General features: G+C 52.8%; 12 protein-coding genes. 6 read left to right on the top strand and 6 right to left on the bottom strand.

Annotated elements, in window-relative coordinates; translation table 11 throughout:
• Window positions 1-55 precede the first annotated feature (55 nt).
• On the bottom strand, window positions 56-544 hold the full coding sequence (locus ACWAU4_RS09950) for a CreA family protein (RefSeq protein ID WP_144168495.1): 489 nt from the start codon (window positions 542-544) through the stop codon (window positions 56-58).
• 29 nt (window positions 545-573) lie between these two features.
• The gene (yegD, locus tag ACWAU4_RS09945) at window positions 574-1,947 is read right to left on the bottom strand and encodes a molecular chaperone (RefSeq protein WP_454290554.1); all 1,374 of its coding nucleotides are present in this window, start codon (window positions 1,945-1,947) and stop codon (window positions 574-576) included.
• Between the two features lie 466 nt (window positions 1,948-2,413).
• Between yegD and ppk1 the strand changes: the two genes are divergently transcribed.
• Complete coding sequence (gene ppk1, locus ACWAU4_RS09940; protein ID WP_174840002.1) at window positions 2,414-4,549, top strand: polyphosphate kinase 1; 2,136 nt, start codon at window positions 2,414-2,416, stop codon at window positions 4,547-4,549.
• Window positions 4,550-4,565: 16 nt separating this feature from the next.
• Window positions 4,566-6,056 carry an exopolyphosphatase gene (gene ppx / locus ACWAU4_RS09935; RefSeq protein ID WP_263858783.1) on the top strand — a complete coding sequence of 497 codons (1,491 nt, stop codon included), beginning with the start codon at window positions 4,566-4,568 and terminating at the stop codon, window positions 6,054-6,056.
• A gap of 43 nt (window positions 6,057-6,099) precedes the next feature.
• Here the strand turns inward: ppx and ACWAU4_RS09930 are convergent, their stop codons facing one another.
• From ACWAU4_RS09930 to ACWAU4_RS09920, 3 genes are all read right to left on the bottom strand, one after another.
• Window positions 6,100-6,963, bottom strand: a complete 864-nt coding sequence (locus ACWAU4_RS09930) for a hypothetical protein (RefSeq protein ID WP_208125867.1) — start codon at window positions 6,961-6,963, stop codon at window positions 6,100-6,102.
• Between the two features lie 251 nt (window positions 6,964-7,214).
• Window positions 7,215-8,852: an alkaline phosphatase gene (locus ACWAU4_RS09925; RefSeq protein WP_025888382.1), complete on the bottom strand. Its 1,638-nt coding sequence runs from the start codon at window positions 8,850-8,852 to the stop codon at window positions 7,215-7,217.
• A gap of 14 nt (window positions 8,853-8,866) precedes the next feature.
• Window positions 8,867-10,369, bottom strand: coding sequence for an alkaline phosphatase (locus ACWAU4_RS09920; RefSeq protein WP_454290570.1), 1,503 nt, complete (start codon window positions 10,367-10,369; stop codon window positions 8,867-8,869).
• A 675-nt stretch (window positions 10,370-11,044) separates the two neighbouring features.
• Here ACWAU4_RS09920 and ACWAU4_RS09915 point away from each other — a divergent pair.
• From ACWAU4_RS09915 to ACWAU4_RS09900, 4 genes are all read left to right on the top strand, one after another.
• On the top strand, window positions 11,045-11,959 hold the full coding sequence (locus ACWAU4_RS09915; protein ID WP_101059200.1) for an alpha/beta hydrolase: 915 nt from the start codon (window positions 11,045-11,047) through the stop codon (window positions 11,957-11,959).
• A 107-nt stretch (window positions 11,960-12,066) separates the two neighbouring features.
• On the top strand, window positions 12,067-12,957 hold the full coding sequence (locus ACWAU4_RS09910) for an alpha/beta hydrolase (protein ID WP_243756849.1): 891 nt from the start codon (window positions 12,067-12,069) through the stop codon (window positions 12,955-12,957).
• Between the two features lie 73 nt (window positions 12,958-13,030).
• A complete protein-coding gene (locus ACWAU4_RS09905; RefSeq protein ID WP_208125866.1) occupies window positions 13,031-13,735 on the top strand; it encodes a flavodoxin family protein in 705 nt (234 codons plus the stop codon).
• The gene (locus ACWAU4_RS09900) at window positions 13,722-14,612 is read left to right on the top strand and encodes an AraC family transcriptional regulator (RefSeq protein ID WP_208125865.1); all 891 of its coding nucleotides are present in this window, start codon (window positions 13,722-13,724) and stop codon (window positions 14,610-14,612) included. The genes ACWAU4_RS09905 and ACWAU4_RS09900 overlap by 14 nt, the downstream gene beginning before the upstream one ends.
• Window positions 14,613-14,739: 127 nt before the next feature.
• Here the strand turns inward: ACWAU4_RS09900 and trhO are convergent, their stop codons facing one another.
• Complete coding sequence (trhO, locus tag ACWAU4_RS09895) at window positions 14,740-15,720, bottom strand: oxygen-dependent tRNA uridine(34) hydroxylase TrhO (RefSeq protein WP_025009513.1); 981 nt, start codon at window positions 15,718-15,720, stop codon at window positions 14,740-14,742.
• Window positions 15,721-15,870: the final 150 nt, after the last annotated feature.

The raw sequence follows: 15,870 nt of genomic DNA, 5'->3' as shown, positions 1-15,870 counted from the left end.
AGCACCCCCAAAAAAGCCTCGATTTCGAGGCTTTTCTTTTTTATATCTTGACCTATCAGTTTACCGCCTGGGGCCTTGGCTCATAGGCATCGGTTCCCCATAGCGGCACAGTGGACAGGGCGTGCTTGTGGCTGCCGTTGGTTTCTTTGGTGGAATAGGACAGATACAGGAGTGTCTGGTGTTCGCTGTCATAGATACGTCTCACCTTGAGGCTCTTGAACAAGATGCTCAAGGACTCGGTAAATACTATCTCGCCCTTCTTCCCCAGTTCGATACTGGCCAGTTGCGCCTTGGTTATCGGTCCTGTCTGGCGACAGCTGATACTCATATCCGATGGGTCGGCAAAATCCAGATTGGCCTCTATGCGGCTGATATGACAGGTTACACCGGGCAGTTTGGGATCTGTCTTGGCATCTATGATCACATCTTTGGTGGTAAATACGCCCAGGCTGACCTTGCCCACATCATCGCCGCACCCGGCGAGCAAGCCTGTCGCAGCTGTAGCGACCAAGGCAGCCAAGAGTGGCGTTTTTTTCAGTGCCATGAAGAGTCCTCTTTCAATTAAAGTGCAATTTAACGGTACAGGCGCTCGGCCCAGCGGGTCAAGCCGGCCACCACAGAGCCGAAGTGATCGCCACTGACCAAAGCCACATCCGGGAAACGCGCGCGGATCTGCTCGGTAATATACGGGCTCTTGGCGCTGCCACCTGTGAGATAAATGACATCCGGCTGACATCCCCCTTCCGCCAAAGCCTGGGTGATAAGCTTGTGCACCGTTTCGAGCGATTCATCGATGGCGGCCACAAAGGTGGCGGCATCGACATTCACAGTCAAGGGCTGCGATTTGGGCGCTTCGACAAAGCCTATATCCATAGCGGCTTGCTTACTGTCGCTCAGGGCGATTTTAAGCTGCTCGGCACTGCGCACCAAACGATAACCCAGCTGATCTTTTTGCACCTTCAATAAGCGCGCAAGTTTCGCCTGCTCTTTGGCATCCCGCTGCAGCTCTTCAATCAACTTGCGACTACTCAAGGCAGAGAATTCCCGCTGGGCACTGACATCGTTGACGGCGACCGCGTTCCAGAAGGGTTGCCTTGGCATAGGCTTGCCTGTGATCAGCGCACTGCCGAGCCCCAAGTGCGGCATAAAACCAGCCATCGCCAGAGCGATATCCAGATCGTTGCCCCCTACCCTTTGACCACTGTGGCCCAGGCAGTCGTCACTGCGATCTTTCTTGTCTTTAAGCTCAGGCCCCATGCGCACAAAGGAGCAATCGCTGGTACCGCCGCCAATATCCACCACCAGCACCCGCTGCTCCCGGGTGAGTGTCGACTCAAACTCAAGGGCAGCCGCCATAGGCTCATACAGAAAAGCCACATCGGTGAACCCGGCGCGCCGGGCCCCCAGAGTCAAAATGGCCTCGGCTTGCCGGTTGCTCTGCTCGCCGCCAATGCCCTGAAAGTTAACCGGTCGCCCTATCACCACCTGGGAAATAGCCTGCTTCAGGCTCTGCTGCGCCCGGGTATGAATTTCCTGCATCATCAGGGTGACGATATCTTCAAACAGCGCCATCTGATTGCTGAGCAGGCCCGAAGCGCCGAGGAAGGACTTGGGCGAGCGAACATAGAAGCCCTCTTCCGGCATCTCCATATAGGTTTCAATCGCCTGATTGCCGATGAATACCGCTTGCTCGTTGGCAAGCAAATCCAGTTCCAGGCGTGCCGTTCGGGCGCGACTCAGCTCGGCGGCGCGTTTGGGTTTGAAATCAGCCTGGGCCGCCAACGGCAAGCGCTGCAGCACAGATTCGGAAATGAGTTCCCGCTCCATGGCATAAATGGTCGACGGCATATAGTTACCATCCTCGGCCAGAGGCAAGAGTCGGGTCTTGCCCCCATCCATCACGCCAATGGCGCAGTTGGCACTGCCATAGTCAAAACCTGCAAACATTCCGTCCTCCTGCTTTCGCTGGCTCGAAGTGGCCCGGGCGCCGCTTTTTGCTTTGAAGACAAAGCCTCAGCGCCCGCTCCCGGCCAGGAAACCGGCCGAGAAAAAAGAGCGCAACATAGCATAAGCCGGACAGAAAGCCCAATCGCCAATATCGCTCTCTTTGACCAAAGTGGGGGCATTGTCATTCTTTCGACATAAATTCGCTCTACCCTTAAATGCTTCTTGCGTTCTTGCAAAGGACAAAGGGCTAAGGCCATTTGCTGCAAACCACGCCTTGCATCCAGGTCTATAAGCCGACGCAGAGCACACATGGGACTTGTTCGCACCTTCCTTAGCGCCGACGCAACCCCGAATTCAAACCTGAGCCGGGCCGAAATAGCGTCAAACCAAGAAACTGCGCCCCGCCTTTATTCTCTGATTACAAGCGGATATCGGAGTGTTATTGTATATCTGCCGGGCTTTCTCTATGTCCGGCGTCTGCTCACGAGGAGTCTTTGCCGTGTCACCGTCCGTCGAAAAATTTTCTCTGGATAAGGAGCTTTCCTGGCTGTCTTTCAATGAAAGAGTCTTGCAGGAAGCAGCCGATCCTCTGGTTCCTCTGGTGGAACGGGTTCGCTTTCTGGGCATATTTTCCAACAACATGGATGAGTTCTTCCGGGTCAGGGTTGCTGCGGTGCGTCGCTCGATTCTGTTATCCAGCCTGCAGGAAGGTCGCAACTCCAGCCGCCATTTGATGGCCAAGATCCAAACCAAGGTATTGATACTGCAAGAGCGTTTCGACGCCATTTACGGCGAGTTAATGCGGGAACTGGCAAGACACAGCATCTTTCTCATCAATGAGAAACAGCTGAGCGATTTTCATAGCCAGTGGCTGAAGAAACACTTCAAGGATCAGCTCAAGCGCCACATCACGCCGCTTATCCTCAGCAACCGCTCCGAGCTGTTCAAACAACTCAACGATGACACCACCTATCTGGCGGTGTGCCTCTACAGCCGGGAAAAGCGTCAGTACGCCCTGGTGGAAGTGCCCACCAAGAATGTACCGCGTTTCATCCAACTGCCGGCAGAAACCTCGAAGCGCCGCAAGCATTTGATTTTGCTAGATAACATAATCAGACACTGTGTCGATGAGCTATTCGCCCCCTTCTTCGAATATGAAGAGATTGAAGTCTTCTCCATGAAGCTGACCCGCGATGCCGACTTCGATCTCACCGATGAGCTGGAACAGAGCCAACTGGAAAAGCTCACCAAGGGCCTGAAAAAGCGCCTCACCGCCGAGCCGGTACGTCTGGTGTATGACAAAGAGATGCCGGAGCATATGCTGAGCATGCTTACGGCGCAGCTGAATATCTCCAATACCGAGTGCCTGATCCCCGGCGGCCGTTACCACAGCTTCAAGGACTTTATCGGCTTTCCCAATCCGGGACGCAAATACCTGGAAAACGACAAGCTTCCGGCACTGGACTCGGCCGGATTCAGTGTCTGTGCCAACAAGTTTGACGCCATTCGCCGCGGCGACATCATGCTTTATTACCCCTATCACAAGTTTTCCCACTTTACCGAGCTGGTGCGCCAGGCGGCCTATGATCCTGCCGTCAAGTTCATCAAAATCAGCCTCTATCGGGTGGCGAGAAAGTCCCATATAATCCAGTCGCTGATAGATGCGGTGAAAAACGGCAAACAGGTCACCACTGTGATTGAACTCAGGGCCCGTTTCGATGAGCAGGCCAATATCGAGTGGAGCCGGGTGCTGGCCGAGGCCGGCGTCAAGGTACACCATGGGATCCCAAGCTTGAAGGTCCATGCCAAGATGTGCCTTATCGGCCGCGAGGAAGCCGGTGCAATGCGCCTCTATGGCCACATTGGCTCGGGTAACTTCAACGAGGGCACGGCCAGGGTGTATACCGACCTTTCGCTGTTTACCGCCAATCAGGAAATTGCCGCCGAAATAGAGCAGGTATTTGAGTTGATTGAGCACCCTTACAGACGGGATAACTTCCAGCATCTGATAGTTTCCCCCTATGATGCGCGCCAGAAGCTGACCGGCCTTATCGAGCAGGAGATCATCAATGCCCAAAGCGGCATCAAGGCCGCCATCACCCTCAAGCTCAATAATCTGGTGGATGAGGCGATGATCCAAAAGCTGTATGAAGCTTCCAGCGCCGGCGTCAAAATCCGTCTGCTTATTCGCGGTATGTGCGCGCTTATTCCCGATATTCCCGGGATCAGCAACAATATTGAGGTCTTCAGCATAGTGGACAGATTCCTCGAGCACTCGCGAGTGATGCTGTTCCACTCAGGCGGTGAAAACAAACTCTTTCTCTGCTCCGCCGACTGGATGGGGCGTAATATCGATAACCGTATTGAAGTCAGCACCCCGGTATATGATCCGGGCTTGAAGCAGATGATCCTCGATACCCTGGCGCTGCAATTTACCGACAACATCAAGGCGCGGGTGATCAACAAAGATCAATCCAACCCCTACCGTAAGCGGGGCAACAAGCGTAAGGTAAGATCCCAGATAGCCATACATCAGTATCTGGGCAACTACGAAAAACAGCGGCAACTGGATCTGGCCAAGCCCCAGGAACCGACGCAATAGCAAAATGAGGACCACCTTGACTGCAACACCCAAGCATTTTGTCGCTGTGGATATGGGCTCCAACAGCTTTCATCTGGTGATAGCCCGCGAGCAGGATGGCAGCATTCAGATCCTGCATAAAGAGAAACGTCTGGTACAGTTGGCCGAGGGGCTGGATCAGGACAACAGGCTGGATAATGACGCCATAGCGCGCGGTCTCGCCTGCCTCAAGGATTTCAACCTCAGGTTTTCCACTCTGGATCAGGCCAGAGTCAGACTGGTGGCCACCCACACTCTGAGAGTCGCCCGTAACCGTGAGGCCTTTATCGAGGCTGCCAGGGCCATTATGCCCTACCCGGTCGAAGTGGTATCCGGCCATGAAGAGGCGCGCCTTATCTACAAGGGCATAGCCCACAGCCAGGAGCTGGCAGAGCGCAACCTCATCATAGATATCGGCGGAGGCTCCACCGAAGTGGTGCTTGGCCACAAGACTCAGGCGCAGATACTCTCCAGCCTGCGCTGTGGCTGTGTCAGTTACAACCAGAAATACTTTGTCGACGGCAAGCTGACGCTGGAGAACTTTCGCGCCGCCCAGGCAGCAGCCGATAAACAGTTTGCCTCACTGGCCAAGGAGTATTTCAGTGGCCAGTGGGATCTCACTCTTGGCAGCTCAGGGAGTGTCAAGGCCATCTGCGAAGCGATGCAGCACTTCTTCAACGATGAAACCATCACTCTGCCCAGGCTCAAGCAGTTGAAACAGCAGTTGCTGGACTGGGGGCATGTGGATCAAATTGAACTGCCGCAGGTGGACAGCAAACGTGCACCTTTGCTACCGGCGGGGCTGGCTATCCTGATCAGCTTCTTCAAGAGGCTGCCGATCACCGAGTTGCAGTTTGCGCAAGGGGCTCTGCGCGAAGGCGTACTATACGAACTTGCCGGGATCAGCCAATTCGGTGATGTCAGCGGCCGCACTGTCGAGAGCATGGCCAAACTCTATCATGTGGACTTGAACCATGCCGCCAAGGTAGCCACTTCCGCCAAACAGCTGTTTGATGCCGTGGCAGACGGTTGGCAACTCGAGCACTGGCGCTCCCTGCTGGAACATGCGGTGAAACTGCATGAGATAGGGATCCATATCAACTCCCGCGCTCACCACAAACACGGCGCCTACATCATAGCCAATAGCGATCTGCCCGGTTTCAGCCAAGAGCAGCAACAGCTGCTGGCACTGCTGATTGGCAACCAGCGCAAGAAACCCAACCTGGAGGCGCTGGCACAACTGGAGCCCGCTCAGAAATTACGCCTAATCCGCCTAATGGCGCTGCTGCGCCTCGCCGTGTTGCTGAATCTCGGCCGTATCGCCCGCAGCTTGAAAATCACCCGGGTAAAACCCACGGCAACAGGCATGCAGATAAGCCTGCCCGAGCCGCGTCAACGCATCAGCCTGTTTGCCAAAGACCTGCAGCGGGAGCAAAAGCAGCTCGCCCAGTTGGGTTTTGAGCTGCAGATAAGTTATGCCGACAACTGACGTCCTGTGACTAGGCCCTTGTTATATCGGTAACTGGGGTTAATCAGTGGCTGTGATGCCCGCCTTCAAGCTGCTGACCATCTGCCGAGTAGAAGCCTGAGCTGCCATGTTGAATAAAGCCCTGGGTGATCATCTTGGCAATAAAAGGGTCAGACTCACTGTCGCCCACATCGGCAAAGTCGAGGTCCTGGAAACCTGAGGTAAGCCGCTTGAAACTCTCCTGGCTCACAGGCGTCAGTTTGCTGAGCCGATAAACAATATGCTGCTCACCTTGAGTGATGGTCATCTCGGCTGGCAGTTCCAGCTCGCTTATCCAGCTCAGTTGCAAAGACTGCGACTCGGTGGCACTTTTGTTCGCGTGACTATGATTTTCCTCATGACTTTCTCCATGACTCTTGCTCTTAAAAGAATAGCTCTGACGGGTGAAGCAGCTATCCTGCAGGCTTTGGCCCTTTTCAAATTGACTCAAGGCAGCGGGCGATATCAGGTGAAACTGCCTATCGAGATCGGTGTGAATATTCAGCGCCAAGAGGTCACCACGGCGATAGCTGATAGAGCGTTTCTCCTGGGGGAAATAACGCACATACTCACCATTTTTATGCCAAGCCTCATAGCTGACAGGGCTGCGCTGATAGATGATGGTATCGTCAAAGCGCGTCAGGGTCAGTTGCTGCTGCCTGGCCTGCTCACCGCTGCCAACAGTGATCTGATAGCTGGCTTGAAAACGACCGGGTTTGGCGGCACAAACATTAGCATCATCGCCAATTGAGCCGCCCGCTTTGACATGGACGTGCTCCTGGCTGCCAGGCTGGTTGCTGACAGACTGAGTATTGGCCATGGCAAACTGCCCCAGAGAAGCTGTGATCCCCAAAGCGAGTGACAGCGTGAGTGACAATGTGATTGACAATGCGAGTGGGCGACCAAGAACGCGAGGGGCTGTGCAATGAGCTGTGCAAAGAGCTATACGAGGAGCGATATGAAGCGCTACGCGGGAAAAAAAGGGTAACGCTGGCTTGAATGTTACACGGGACATAATAAACCTACTGATATGACTCTAAAACAAAAGACTAAAACCAAAGACCAAAACCAAAGAAGCAGCCTGACACCCTGCCTGAAACTAGGGGCAGGCAGGGGCATCAGGCTGCGAAACGCTAAACCTTATTGCGCCGCGGCGGCCTCGGCCTTATTGACCAAATCACCGGCAAAGTTCATCACATGGAAGATGTGGTTCTGCTCAACCGTACCCTGGACCAGGCTGGCACCCGGGCCGCGAGCGAAGATGGCCACATCTTCACCGGCATGGGTTTCACTTTCCAGCGGCACCAATGCCTCCTGATGGAACCCCACACTCTGGGTGTCTATGTAATTTAGATCCACCCGACCAGGCTCGGCGGCATAGTTGTAACGCTCATCGCCACCGGTCGCCAGCGAGCCAAAGCCCAGGCCATTGGCATAACCAACCGTGGTATAAGGCATGCCGTTGGCATCGGTAGAGTTGGTGACCGACGGCTGACCGTTGGCATCGTTACTCTTCACCAGGCCCAGGATAGGATTACCTCGGGTCGGATAGCCGGCGATGGTGAACACATGGCTGTGGTCGGCGGTAACCATCAGCAAGGTGTCATTGGCCGAAGTCTTCTCCATGGCGACACGTACCGCCTCAGACAAGGCTATGGTGTCGTGCAGGGCACGGGCCGCATTACCGGCATGGTGAGCATGGTCGATACGACCGGCTTCAACTATCAGGACAAAGCCTTTGTCGTTCTTTTTCAGAATATCGATACTCTTGGCCGTCATCTCTGCCAGAGAAGGCTCGCCGGTAACACCGGTCTCGACTCTGTCGTAGTCATATTCCATATGAGAGGAGTTAAACAGCCCCAGCGCATGCTCTGTGCTGCCGGTATCCATCGCCAGGAAGCTGTCACGGTCGGTAACGTAACTGGCGTTGGGGTACTGGGACAGCCACTCGGCGGTCAGATCGCGACCATCGTTACGCTTACCCGCTTTGCCTTCAGGATCGATAGTAGTGTTGGGAATAAACGCGCGGCGACCACCGCCCATAACCACATTGATCCCTTTGCCGTTATTGAAGTCCAGCATCTGGGCGGCAATGTCTTTACAGCCGTTGCTGACGGCTTCGGCCGGCAAGTTGCTGTCCGCTTCCCAGTCGCGATCCGGCACATGGGCATAAGTGGCCGCCGGGGTAGCGTGAGTGATACGTGCAGTTGAAACCACACCGGTAGCCATACCCGCCATGGCGGCCAGCTCCAGCGAAGTCACCAGGTTTTGACCGCTGGCGGAGGAACAAACACCGCGCTCGACACCTTCAGCCTGTGAGATCACGCCAACGTCCGTCTTCACCCCGGTGACCATGGCCGTCATGGTGCCGGCCGAATCCGGGGTTTGACCATCAACGTTATATGTCTTGGCCAGGCCAAGATAAGGCAGAGTCTCAAAGGAGAGTGAGTTTTCCTCTCCGGTTTGCCCCTTGAGTTGACCATCGAGGATCCGCGCCGCCGTCACAGTTGAAACGCCCATGCCATCGCCGACAAACAAGATGATGTTTTTCGCCGCCCCCGCCTGGGTGTTATTACTCATATTGGATGCCTTGGTGACGCGGTTTTGACCATCGACATACCATTGATTAACGGCGGTCCAGTCTTTTCCGTCACTGCCGTTGCTTCCATCCGTACCCGGGGTACCTGCGGTGCCGTCCTTGCCGTTGTCACCGTCACTTCCACAGGCCGCCAAACCGAGAATCGCGGCCAAAGACAGTACCAGTAATTTCTTATTCATTTCCTTGCTCCCAATTAATACTTAGTACCGCCAAGCTCTTGGGCTTGATTGATAATGTGGAAAATCACGTTCTGCTCCATTACACCCTGCACCAGGTTGGCGCCGGGGCCTGTGGCATGCAGACTAATGTCTTCACCGGCGTGGGTTTCACTTCCCATAGGAATAAGAGCTTGTTGCATAAAGTCTTTGTCTTGAGTGTCCACTGAGGTCAGGTCGTCACGGTTCCCCACAACTGCGCCCGGGCCATTGGTATAACCCAAGGTGGTGTATGGCTTACCATCGAGGGCAGTAGAAAGGTTTCCATCTACGCCGTGTACCAGACCAAGAATGGGGTTACCCCGCTTCGGATAACCTGCGATGGTGAACACGTGGCTGTGGTCGGCGGTGACCAGAATGAGCGTCTCTTCCGGGTTGGTGTTTTCGACCGCCGCCTTAACGGCGTTGGAGAGTTCCACCGCATCGGCCAGGGCGCGCTTGGCGTTACCGGCGTGGTGACCATGGTCGATACGACCCGACTCGACAATCAGCAGATAGCCCTTGTCGTTCTTCTGCAAAATCTCGATAGATTTCGCTGTCATCTCAGTCAATGAAGGTTCGCCGCCCACATCATCGGCGCGGTCCGCTTCATATTCCATGTGGGAGGAGTTGAACAAGCCCAGCAGGTGATCTGTGGTGCCGGTATCTATGGCATCAAACTCTGCGCTGTTCCATACATAGGCGGCGTTGTCCAGGTTGTCGACCCAAGCCTTGGTCAAGTCCAGGCCATCCTTACGCTGCCCTTTCTTGTTCTCGCCATCAGTCACTGTTTCAGGGATAAAGGCACGGCGACCGCCGCCCAAGGCGACTGACAGGGCATTGTCTTTATCGCGCATCACCATCTGGTAGGCGATATCTTTACACTCGTTGGCTACCGCCTCGGCAGGCAAGTTGGCGTCAGATTCCCAGTCACGCTCCGGGCTATTGGCATAGGTTGCTGCCGGAGTGGCGTGGGTGATACGTGCAGTGCTCACCACACCGGTAGATAAGCCTTTGGCATTGGCCAGATCCACCAGAGTCGCCAGCTCATTGCCTTTGGATGACAGGCAGTTGCCACGAAGGCTCTGTTCGGATACCGAAATCACCCCTGCTTTGGACTTTACCCCGGTCGCAATGGCCGTCATGGTGCCTGCACTGTCCGGTGTTTGCTGGTTGGTGTTATAGGTCTTGATCAATGCGGTATGGTCAAATTTCTCAAAACTCAAGAAGTTCTCTTCACCACCCTGGTTACTGGCCAGCTGCTGCCCTTGGTAGATACGCGCAGCAGTCAAGGTGGAGATCCCCATACCGTCACCGACAAACAAAATGACGTTTTTGGCTTTTGCTTTTGATTCTAATGTAGCCTTGTCTGACACCCGCTGGGCGCTTTCCTTATACCAATGGCTGTCAGTTTGAACACTGGGTAACACGGCGCTATTGGCCGCCATGGTTACCAGGCTGCAAGAGATCAACGCAGCTAATCTATTTTTCATCACTTTCATCATCCGTATTGGGTTGAAGTAAATTGTTCGCTATTAAAAATAAAGCGGCCTGATTGTCAGGGATCCAGATGACAGATTTGATTAATCAAGATTGCAGTTATGTGAAGCTCTGCGTTTAAACGACACAAATCAAAGGAAAAGCTGGCTTTTTGGCCAAGAAACCTGAATGAGTATTGGATGGGAAATACATTAAAGGAGACACTTGTTTGTTCTGACTATCGAAAAACAGTGGTCGCAGCCACCATAGCATAGCTTGAATATCCACCAGAGAAGCACTGAAAAGCTCAGGAAAACTATAATAAAAGAGCCATTTGGTTCTTATGTGTTTGTCACCGACTGGTTGCAACTGTTTGGCAATTTGGAGAAAACAATGACAGAGCAAGCACTTAACCAACACTAAAACCTGTTGGATCCCACAAAGTCACCCTCTTCAAATATATAAAAATATGCATTATTTATCAGTGTATTAATAGATTTCATCATTAGAAAACGTTTCACAAAAGCATTTCAATTCGTTATTTCAGGCATTAAGGCAAATCAGGCAAGCAACTCGTCATTTTAGGCAAACTTACTCGGCATCCCCTGCCTATACTGGTGCTAATTCAGGAGCAAATGACAAACACTGTTTCAGCAGTACTTCCTGATAACGACCAATTCTTGTTAGGAGCAACCCAAATGAACAAAGTCTACTTCCCCAATACCAACGGTCTGGACATTACGCTCGCTGGGCTGATCAACTTCCCGGAAAACTTCGATGCTACCAAGCGTTACCCTGCGATTGTGGTGTCGCACCCTGGGGGTGGTGTGAAAGAGCAAACCGCGGGCACATACGCAAAAAAACTTGCAGAGCACGGGTTTATTGCCATTGCTTATGATGCGTCTTATCAAGGTGAAAGTACCGGCAGCCCGCGCCAATTGGAAAACCCACACGTACGTACGGAAGATGTGAGTGCCGTGATTGATTACCTCACCACACTGGATTACGTCGACAACGACCGCATTGGTGCGATGGGGATCTGTGCGGGTGCGGGTTATACCGCCAATGCAGCCATCAATGATCGTCGTATCAAAGCGGTGGGAACGGTCAGCATGGTGAACATCGGCCAAATGTTCCGCAACGGTTGGGACAACAACGTCAAAGACAGCGATGCGATTCCTTACCTTGAAGCCGGTTCTGGTGCGCGCACTGCCGATGCCACTGGCGCGGAGCCTGCAACCATGCCAATGGCGCCGATGAAGGAAGAAGATGCACCGAATGAAGAGCTGCGTCAGGCTTGGGAGTATTACCATACCGATCGCGCGGCGTATTGCACCGCACCGGGTTTTGCGACGGCTCGCAGCCTGACTCAAATCATCTCGTATGATGCATTCTTTAAAGCGGAAGCGTTCTTCACGCAGCCACTTTTGACGGTGGTGGGCAGCAATGCGGGCAGCAAATGGATGAGTGATGATCTGATGGCGCGTGCGGCGAGCAATGACAAACAGATGTACATTGTCGATGGTGCCAACCACATGGACCTCTACGATGGCGAGTCACCGATTGCTGAAGCTATTGGCGTACTTGCACCATTCTTCCAACGCACGTTGTAACACGCACGATGAATATCAACGAAGGCTCAACACATTGAGCCTTCTGCGAGGATAAAACGATGGATATTAAAAAAGTCTCGTTCCGAAACGCCGATATGGCTTAGGATATGGCCGCATTCATCTTGTTGCCAGACGGCTTTGACGCAGCAAAACGCTATCCGACCATGGTTAGTGTTCACCCATTTGGGAGCTGCAAAGAGCAAACCTCCAGTGCAGTTTATGGGAAGGCGTTGACTGCATTGGGCTATGTCGTGATTGCCTTTGACGCCAGCTTTCAAGGTGAGTCGGGCGGTATGCCCCGTTATGTGGAAGATCCTACGCAACGCGTCGAAGACATCAGCCGCGTGATCGATTATGCCGTGACCTTACCTTATGTGGATGAGACCCGCATTGGCGGATTGGGCATCTGTGGTGGTGGCGGTTACATTCTTAATTCTGCCCTGACCGAGAAACGTCTGAAAGCCGTTGTGGGCATTACACCTGTCAATGTGGGGCGTTTGTTCCGCGAAGGGTTTAGCTTGTACAACCCCATCGGCACATTGGAAGCCATGGCGACGCAACGCACGGCTGAAGCTCGTGGTGCTGAGTTACAAGTGAATGAACTGTTGCCACCAAGCCTCGAATTTGCAAAAGAAAACGGTTTGACCGATCGCGATGTGTTTGAAGCCACAGAGTATTACAAAACACCGCGGGGACAGTCGGAAGGTGGTGCAACGCGCATGGTCTTTTCTCACGCTCAAAAAACCTTAAGCTGGGATGCCTTCGCATTTGCAGAAACCTTGATGACACAACCTATGATGGCGGTGGTTGGCCAGAAAGTGGGCGCGTTTGGCGCGTTCCGTGATGGGCAAGAAATTTATGGTCGAGCGGTGGCTTCGAAAGATCGTCAATTGGTGGATCTGGAGAATTGGTCGCACTACGAGCTGTATGACCACCCCGAGGCGGTGAGTTTGGCCATGGAACGCGTGGCGCCATTCTTGGCGAAATATCTCCAATAAGTGAATGATGCGTTCTTCGCGTGAGTGAAGAACGCATCATTCACCTTTTTTGAAATCGTAAGGGATGGCACTGATGATCCGTTTGTTCCTGATGTTGCTGTTGGCATTCGCTCTCATCTTGTTCGTGGTTGCATTTGTGGTCACGCGTATTGAAAATGCACAAGATGCGGCCAATCATGCGTTAAGAAATCACGCGTTAAAGCACGATGATTTCAAGCATGATACGTTAAAACATCGCAGCGCTTCGGAAAAACCTCGAAATGTGGCCGTTGTGGTCTTTTCTCGTTCAGGAAATACGGGCGTTTTAGCCGATCACATCGCCGAAACGTTGGATGCGGATGTCCATGAATTAGTGGCAAACGACTACCAGATTGGGATGGTTGGCTGGATAAACGCATTGAGCGATGCACGGAACGATTTCGCGGACATCTCACCGAATCACATCGATGTTTCGCACTATGACACCGTGTATCTGGGATCGCTCATCTGGTTATACAGCCCAGCGCCACCGATCTGGCAATTTGCGAACAATACCGATTTCACCAACAAACATGTGGTGTTGGTGAATACGTTTAACAGTCAATTTAAGCAGCATTTTATTGATGAATTTGAAGCACTCGTGCGTTCGAAAGGCGCGATCAGTTTTGCTCATCAATACGTGAAGCGGGGAAGAATGGGAAGCCAAATATCCTCGCAAGAGTTAACCCAACGATTCGATGAAAAATACAATGTGAAAAGAATCAACGACAGAGCAGGTGAACGTGATGAACAGCAATAACGCCAATCAAGCGCTGGTGGATCAAGTGCGCGCCTACAGCAGTAAAGAGGGCAGCTACGTCACCGATATCCCCGGGCTTGAAGTGCATATTCGAAATACGCCGACAGCGCCGCTGCATTGCATTTATAGCCTTGGATTTTCGCTGATCTTACAAGGGAGCAAGCAACTGGCGATTGATGACAGGCAAGTCCCTGTCGAAGCCGGGCAGTCGATGCTTACCACCTTTGACACACCGATTGTATCGCATGTGACAGAAGCAACACGTCATCAGCCATTTTTGGCGCTCGCCCTGAAATTAGATTATGACCTGATCATGCGAACGTGCACGGAGTTGCAGCTCGACAAGCCCGATCGTCACTTTGAGTATCAATCGATTTCCATTCAGAACATGGACGATGGCATATACCGGACGATGAGCCGTCTGCTAGCGTTGGAGCAAGAGCCTGAGTATCTCGCGAGTTTGGTGCCACTGATAAAAAAGGAACTCGTGATTCGCTTGCTTCATGGGCCGCATGGCACTCAACTGCGACATATTGCATCTGTTGGTTCGCCCAGCAATCACATTCTGAAAATCGTGACGTGGATGAAGAAGAACTTCACCGAAACCGTCGGCATGAATGAGCTGGCGGGTCAGGCGCACATGAGCGCTTCAAGCTTTCGAGTGCACTTTAAAGCCTTGACTGGCAGCAGCCCGTTGCAATACATGAAAAACCTAAGGCTACAAGAAGCGCGGGAACAGATGCTATTAAATGGTCTTGACGCAACTCAAGCCAGTAATCTGGTGGGCTATGAAAGTGCCTCTCAGTTTAGTCGTGAATACAGTCGTTTATTTGGATTACCGCCCCAAAAAGATATTCAGCGCCTGCGACAATATTAGAAACGTGGAAACGAGCAGTAAACCGCATTCGCTGTAGTAGCTCAGACCAAACTATTTGCCCGAACTCACAGTCGAACGACAGAATTCAGTAGCTACTGCTCATTTCCTGCTTCAACTTTTACCGCTATCAAGAGGTTTGCTTGGCCTGCTCTTTCTGACGCTGTTTCTGCTCACGGCGCTTATGGATCACTTCTTTGACATCGGCGCCTATGTGAGCCTCACCGCGGCGCTTGGCCAGTTGCATCTGCCGCTCACGCTCGATAAATCGCCGGCGCTGCTTTTCATCCAGCTTATCTATGCAATGGGGACAGCTGACACCCTGCTCATAGGCCGGGCTCTGCATATCGGCCTCGGTTATCGGCATCCGGCAGGCATTACATTGATCGTACTGGCCTTTTTGCAACTGGTGATCCACTGAAACCCGGTTGTCGAAGACAAAGCATTCTCCCTGCCACAGACTCTGCTCTTCGGGCACTTCTTCCAGATATTTGAGGATCCCACCTTCAAGGTGATATACCTCATCAAAGCCTTGTTGCTTAAGGTAGGCGGTGGACTTTTCACAGCGGATCCCGCCGGTGCAAAACATGGCTACCTTCTTGTGCTTGGCCGGATCCAGCTGCTGCTTCACATATTCGGGGAACTCGCGGAAAGTCTCGGTCTCGGGATTGACGGCATTCTTGAAGGTACCAATTTGCACTTCATAGTCGTTGCGGGTATCAACCAGCAGCACATCGGGATCGGAGATCAGCGCATTCCAGTCTTGGGGTTTGACATAAGTGCCGACCACTTCTCTGGGATCTATGCCTTCCACCCCCATGGTGACTATCTCTTTCTTGAGTTTGACCTTGGTGCGGTAAAACGGCATCTCATCATCAAATGAGCGCTTGGAGACGATATTATCCAGGCCATTCTGGGCATCCAACCAGGCCATCAGGGTATTGATGCCGCTTTCCGAGCCGGCCACTGTGCCATTAATGCCTTCGGCAGCCAGCAGCAAGGTGCCGCGAATACCATTGTCTTCCATGGTCTCGAGCAACGGCTGACGCAAAGCCTCATAATCCGGCAGGGAAACAAACTTATATAAAGCGCATACAACTATTTTGGACATCATTACCTCAACTTCTGCTGGCTGGAACCTAATTTCCAGTGCATAACAGCCTCACCTTCTGGAACCTTCCTTAGGTGATCGGCCTCCCAAAATGGGGGCGCCATTCTACCCCAATCACAGTAGCGCAAATAGACAGCAAAAGTAGGGTTA

It is taken from the genome of Shewanella sp. FeAMO (assembly GCF_053653955.1).
This window is presented reverse-complemented; position numbering and strand designations above follow the sequence as displayed.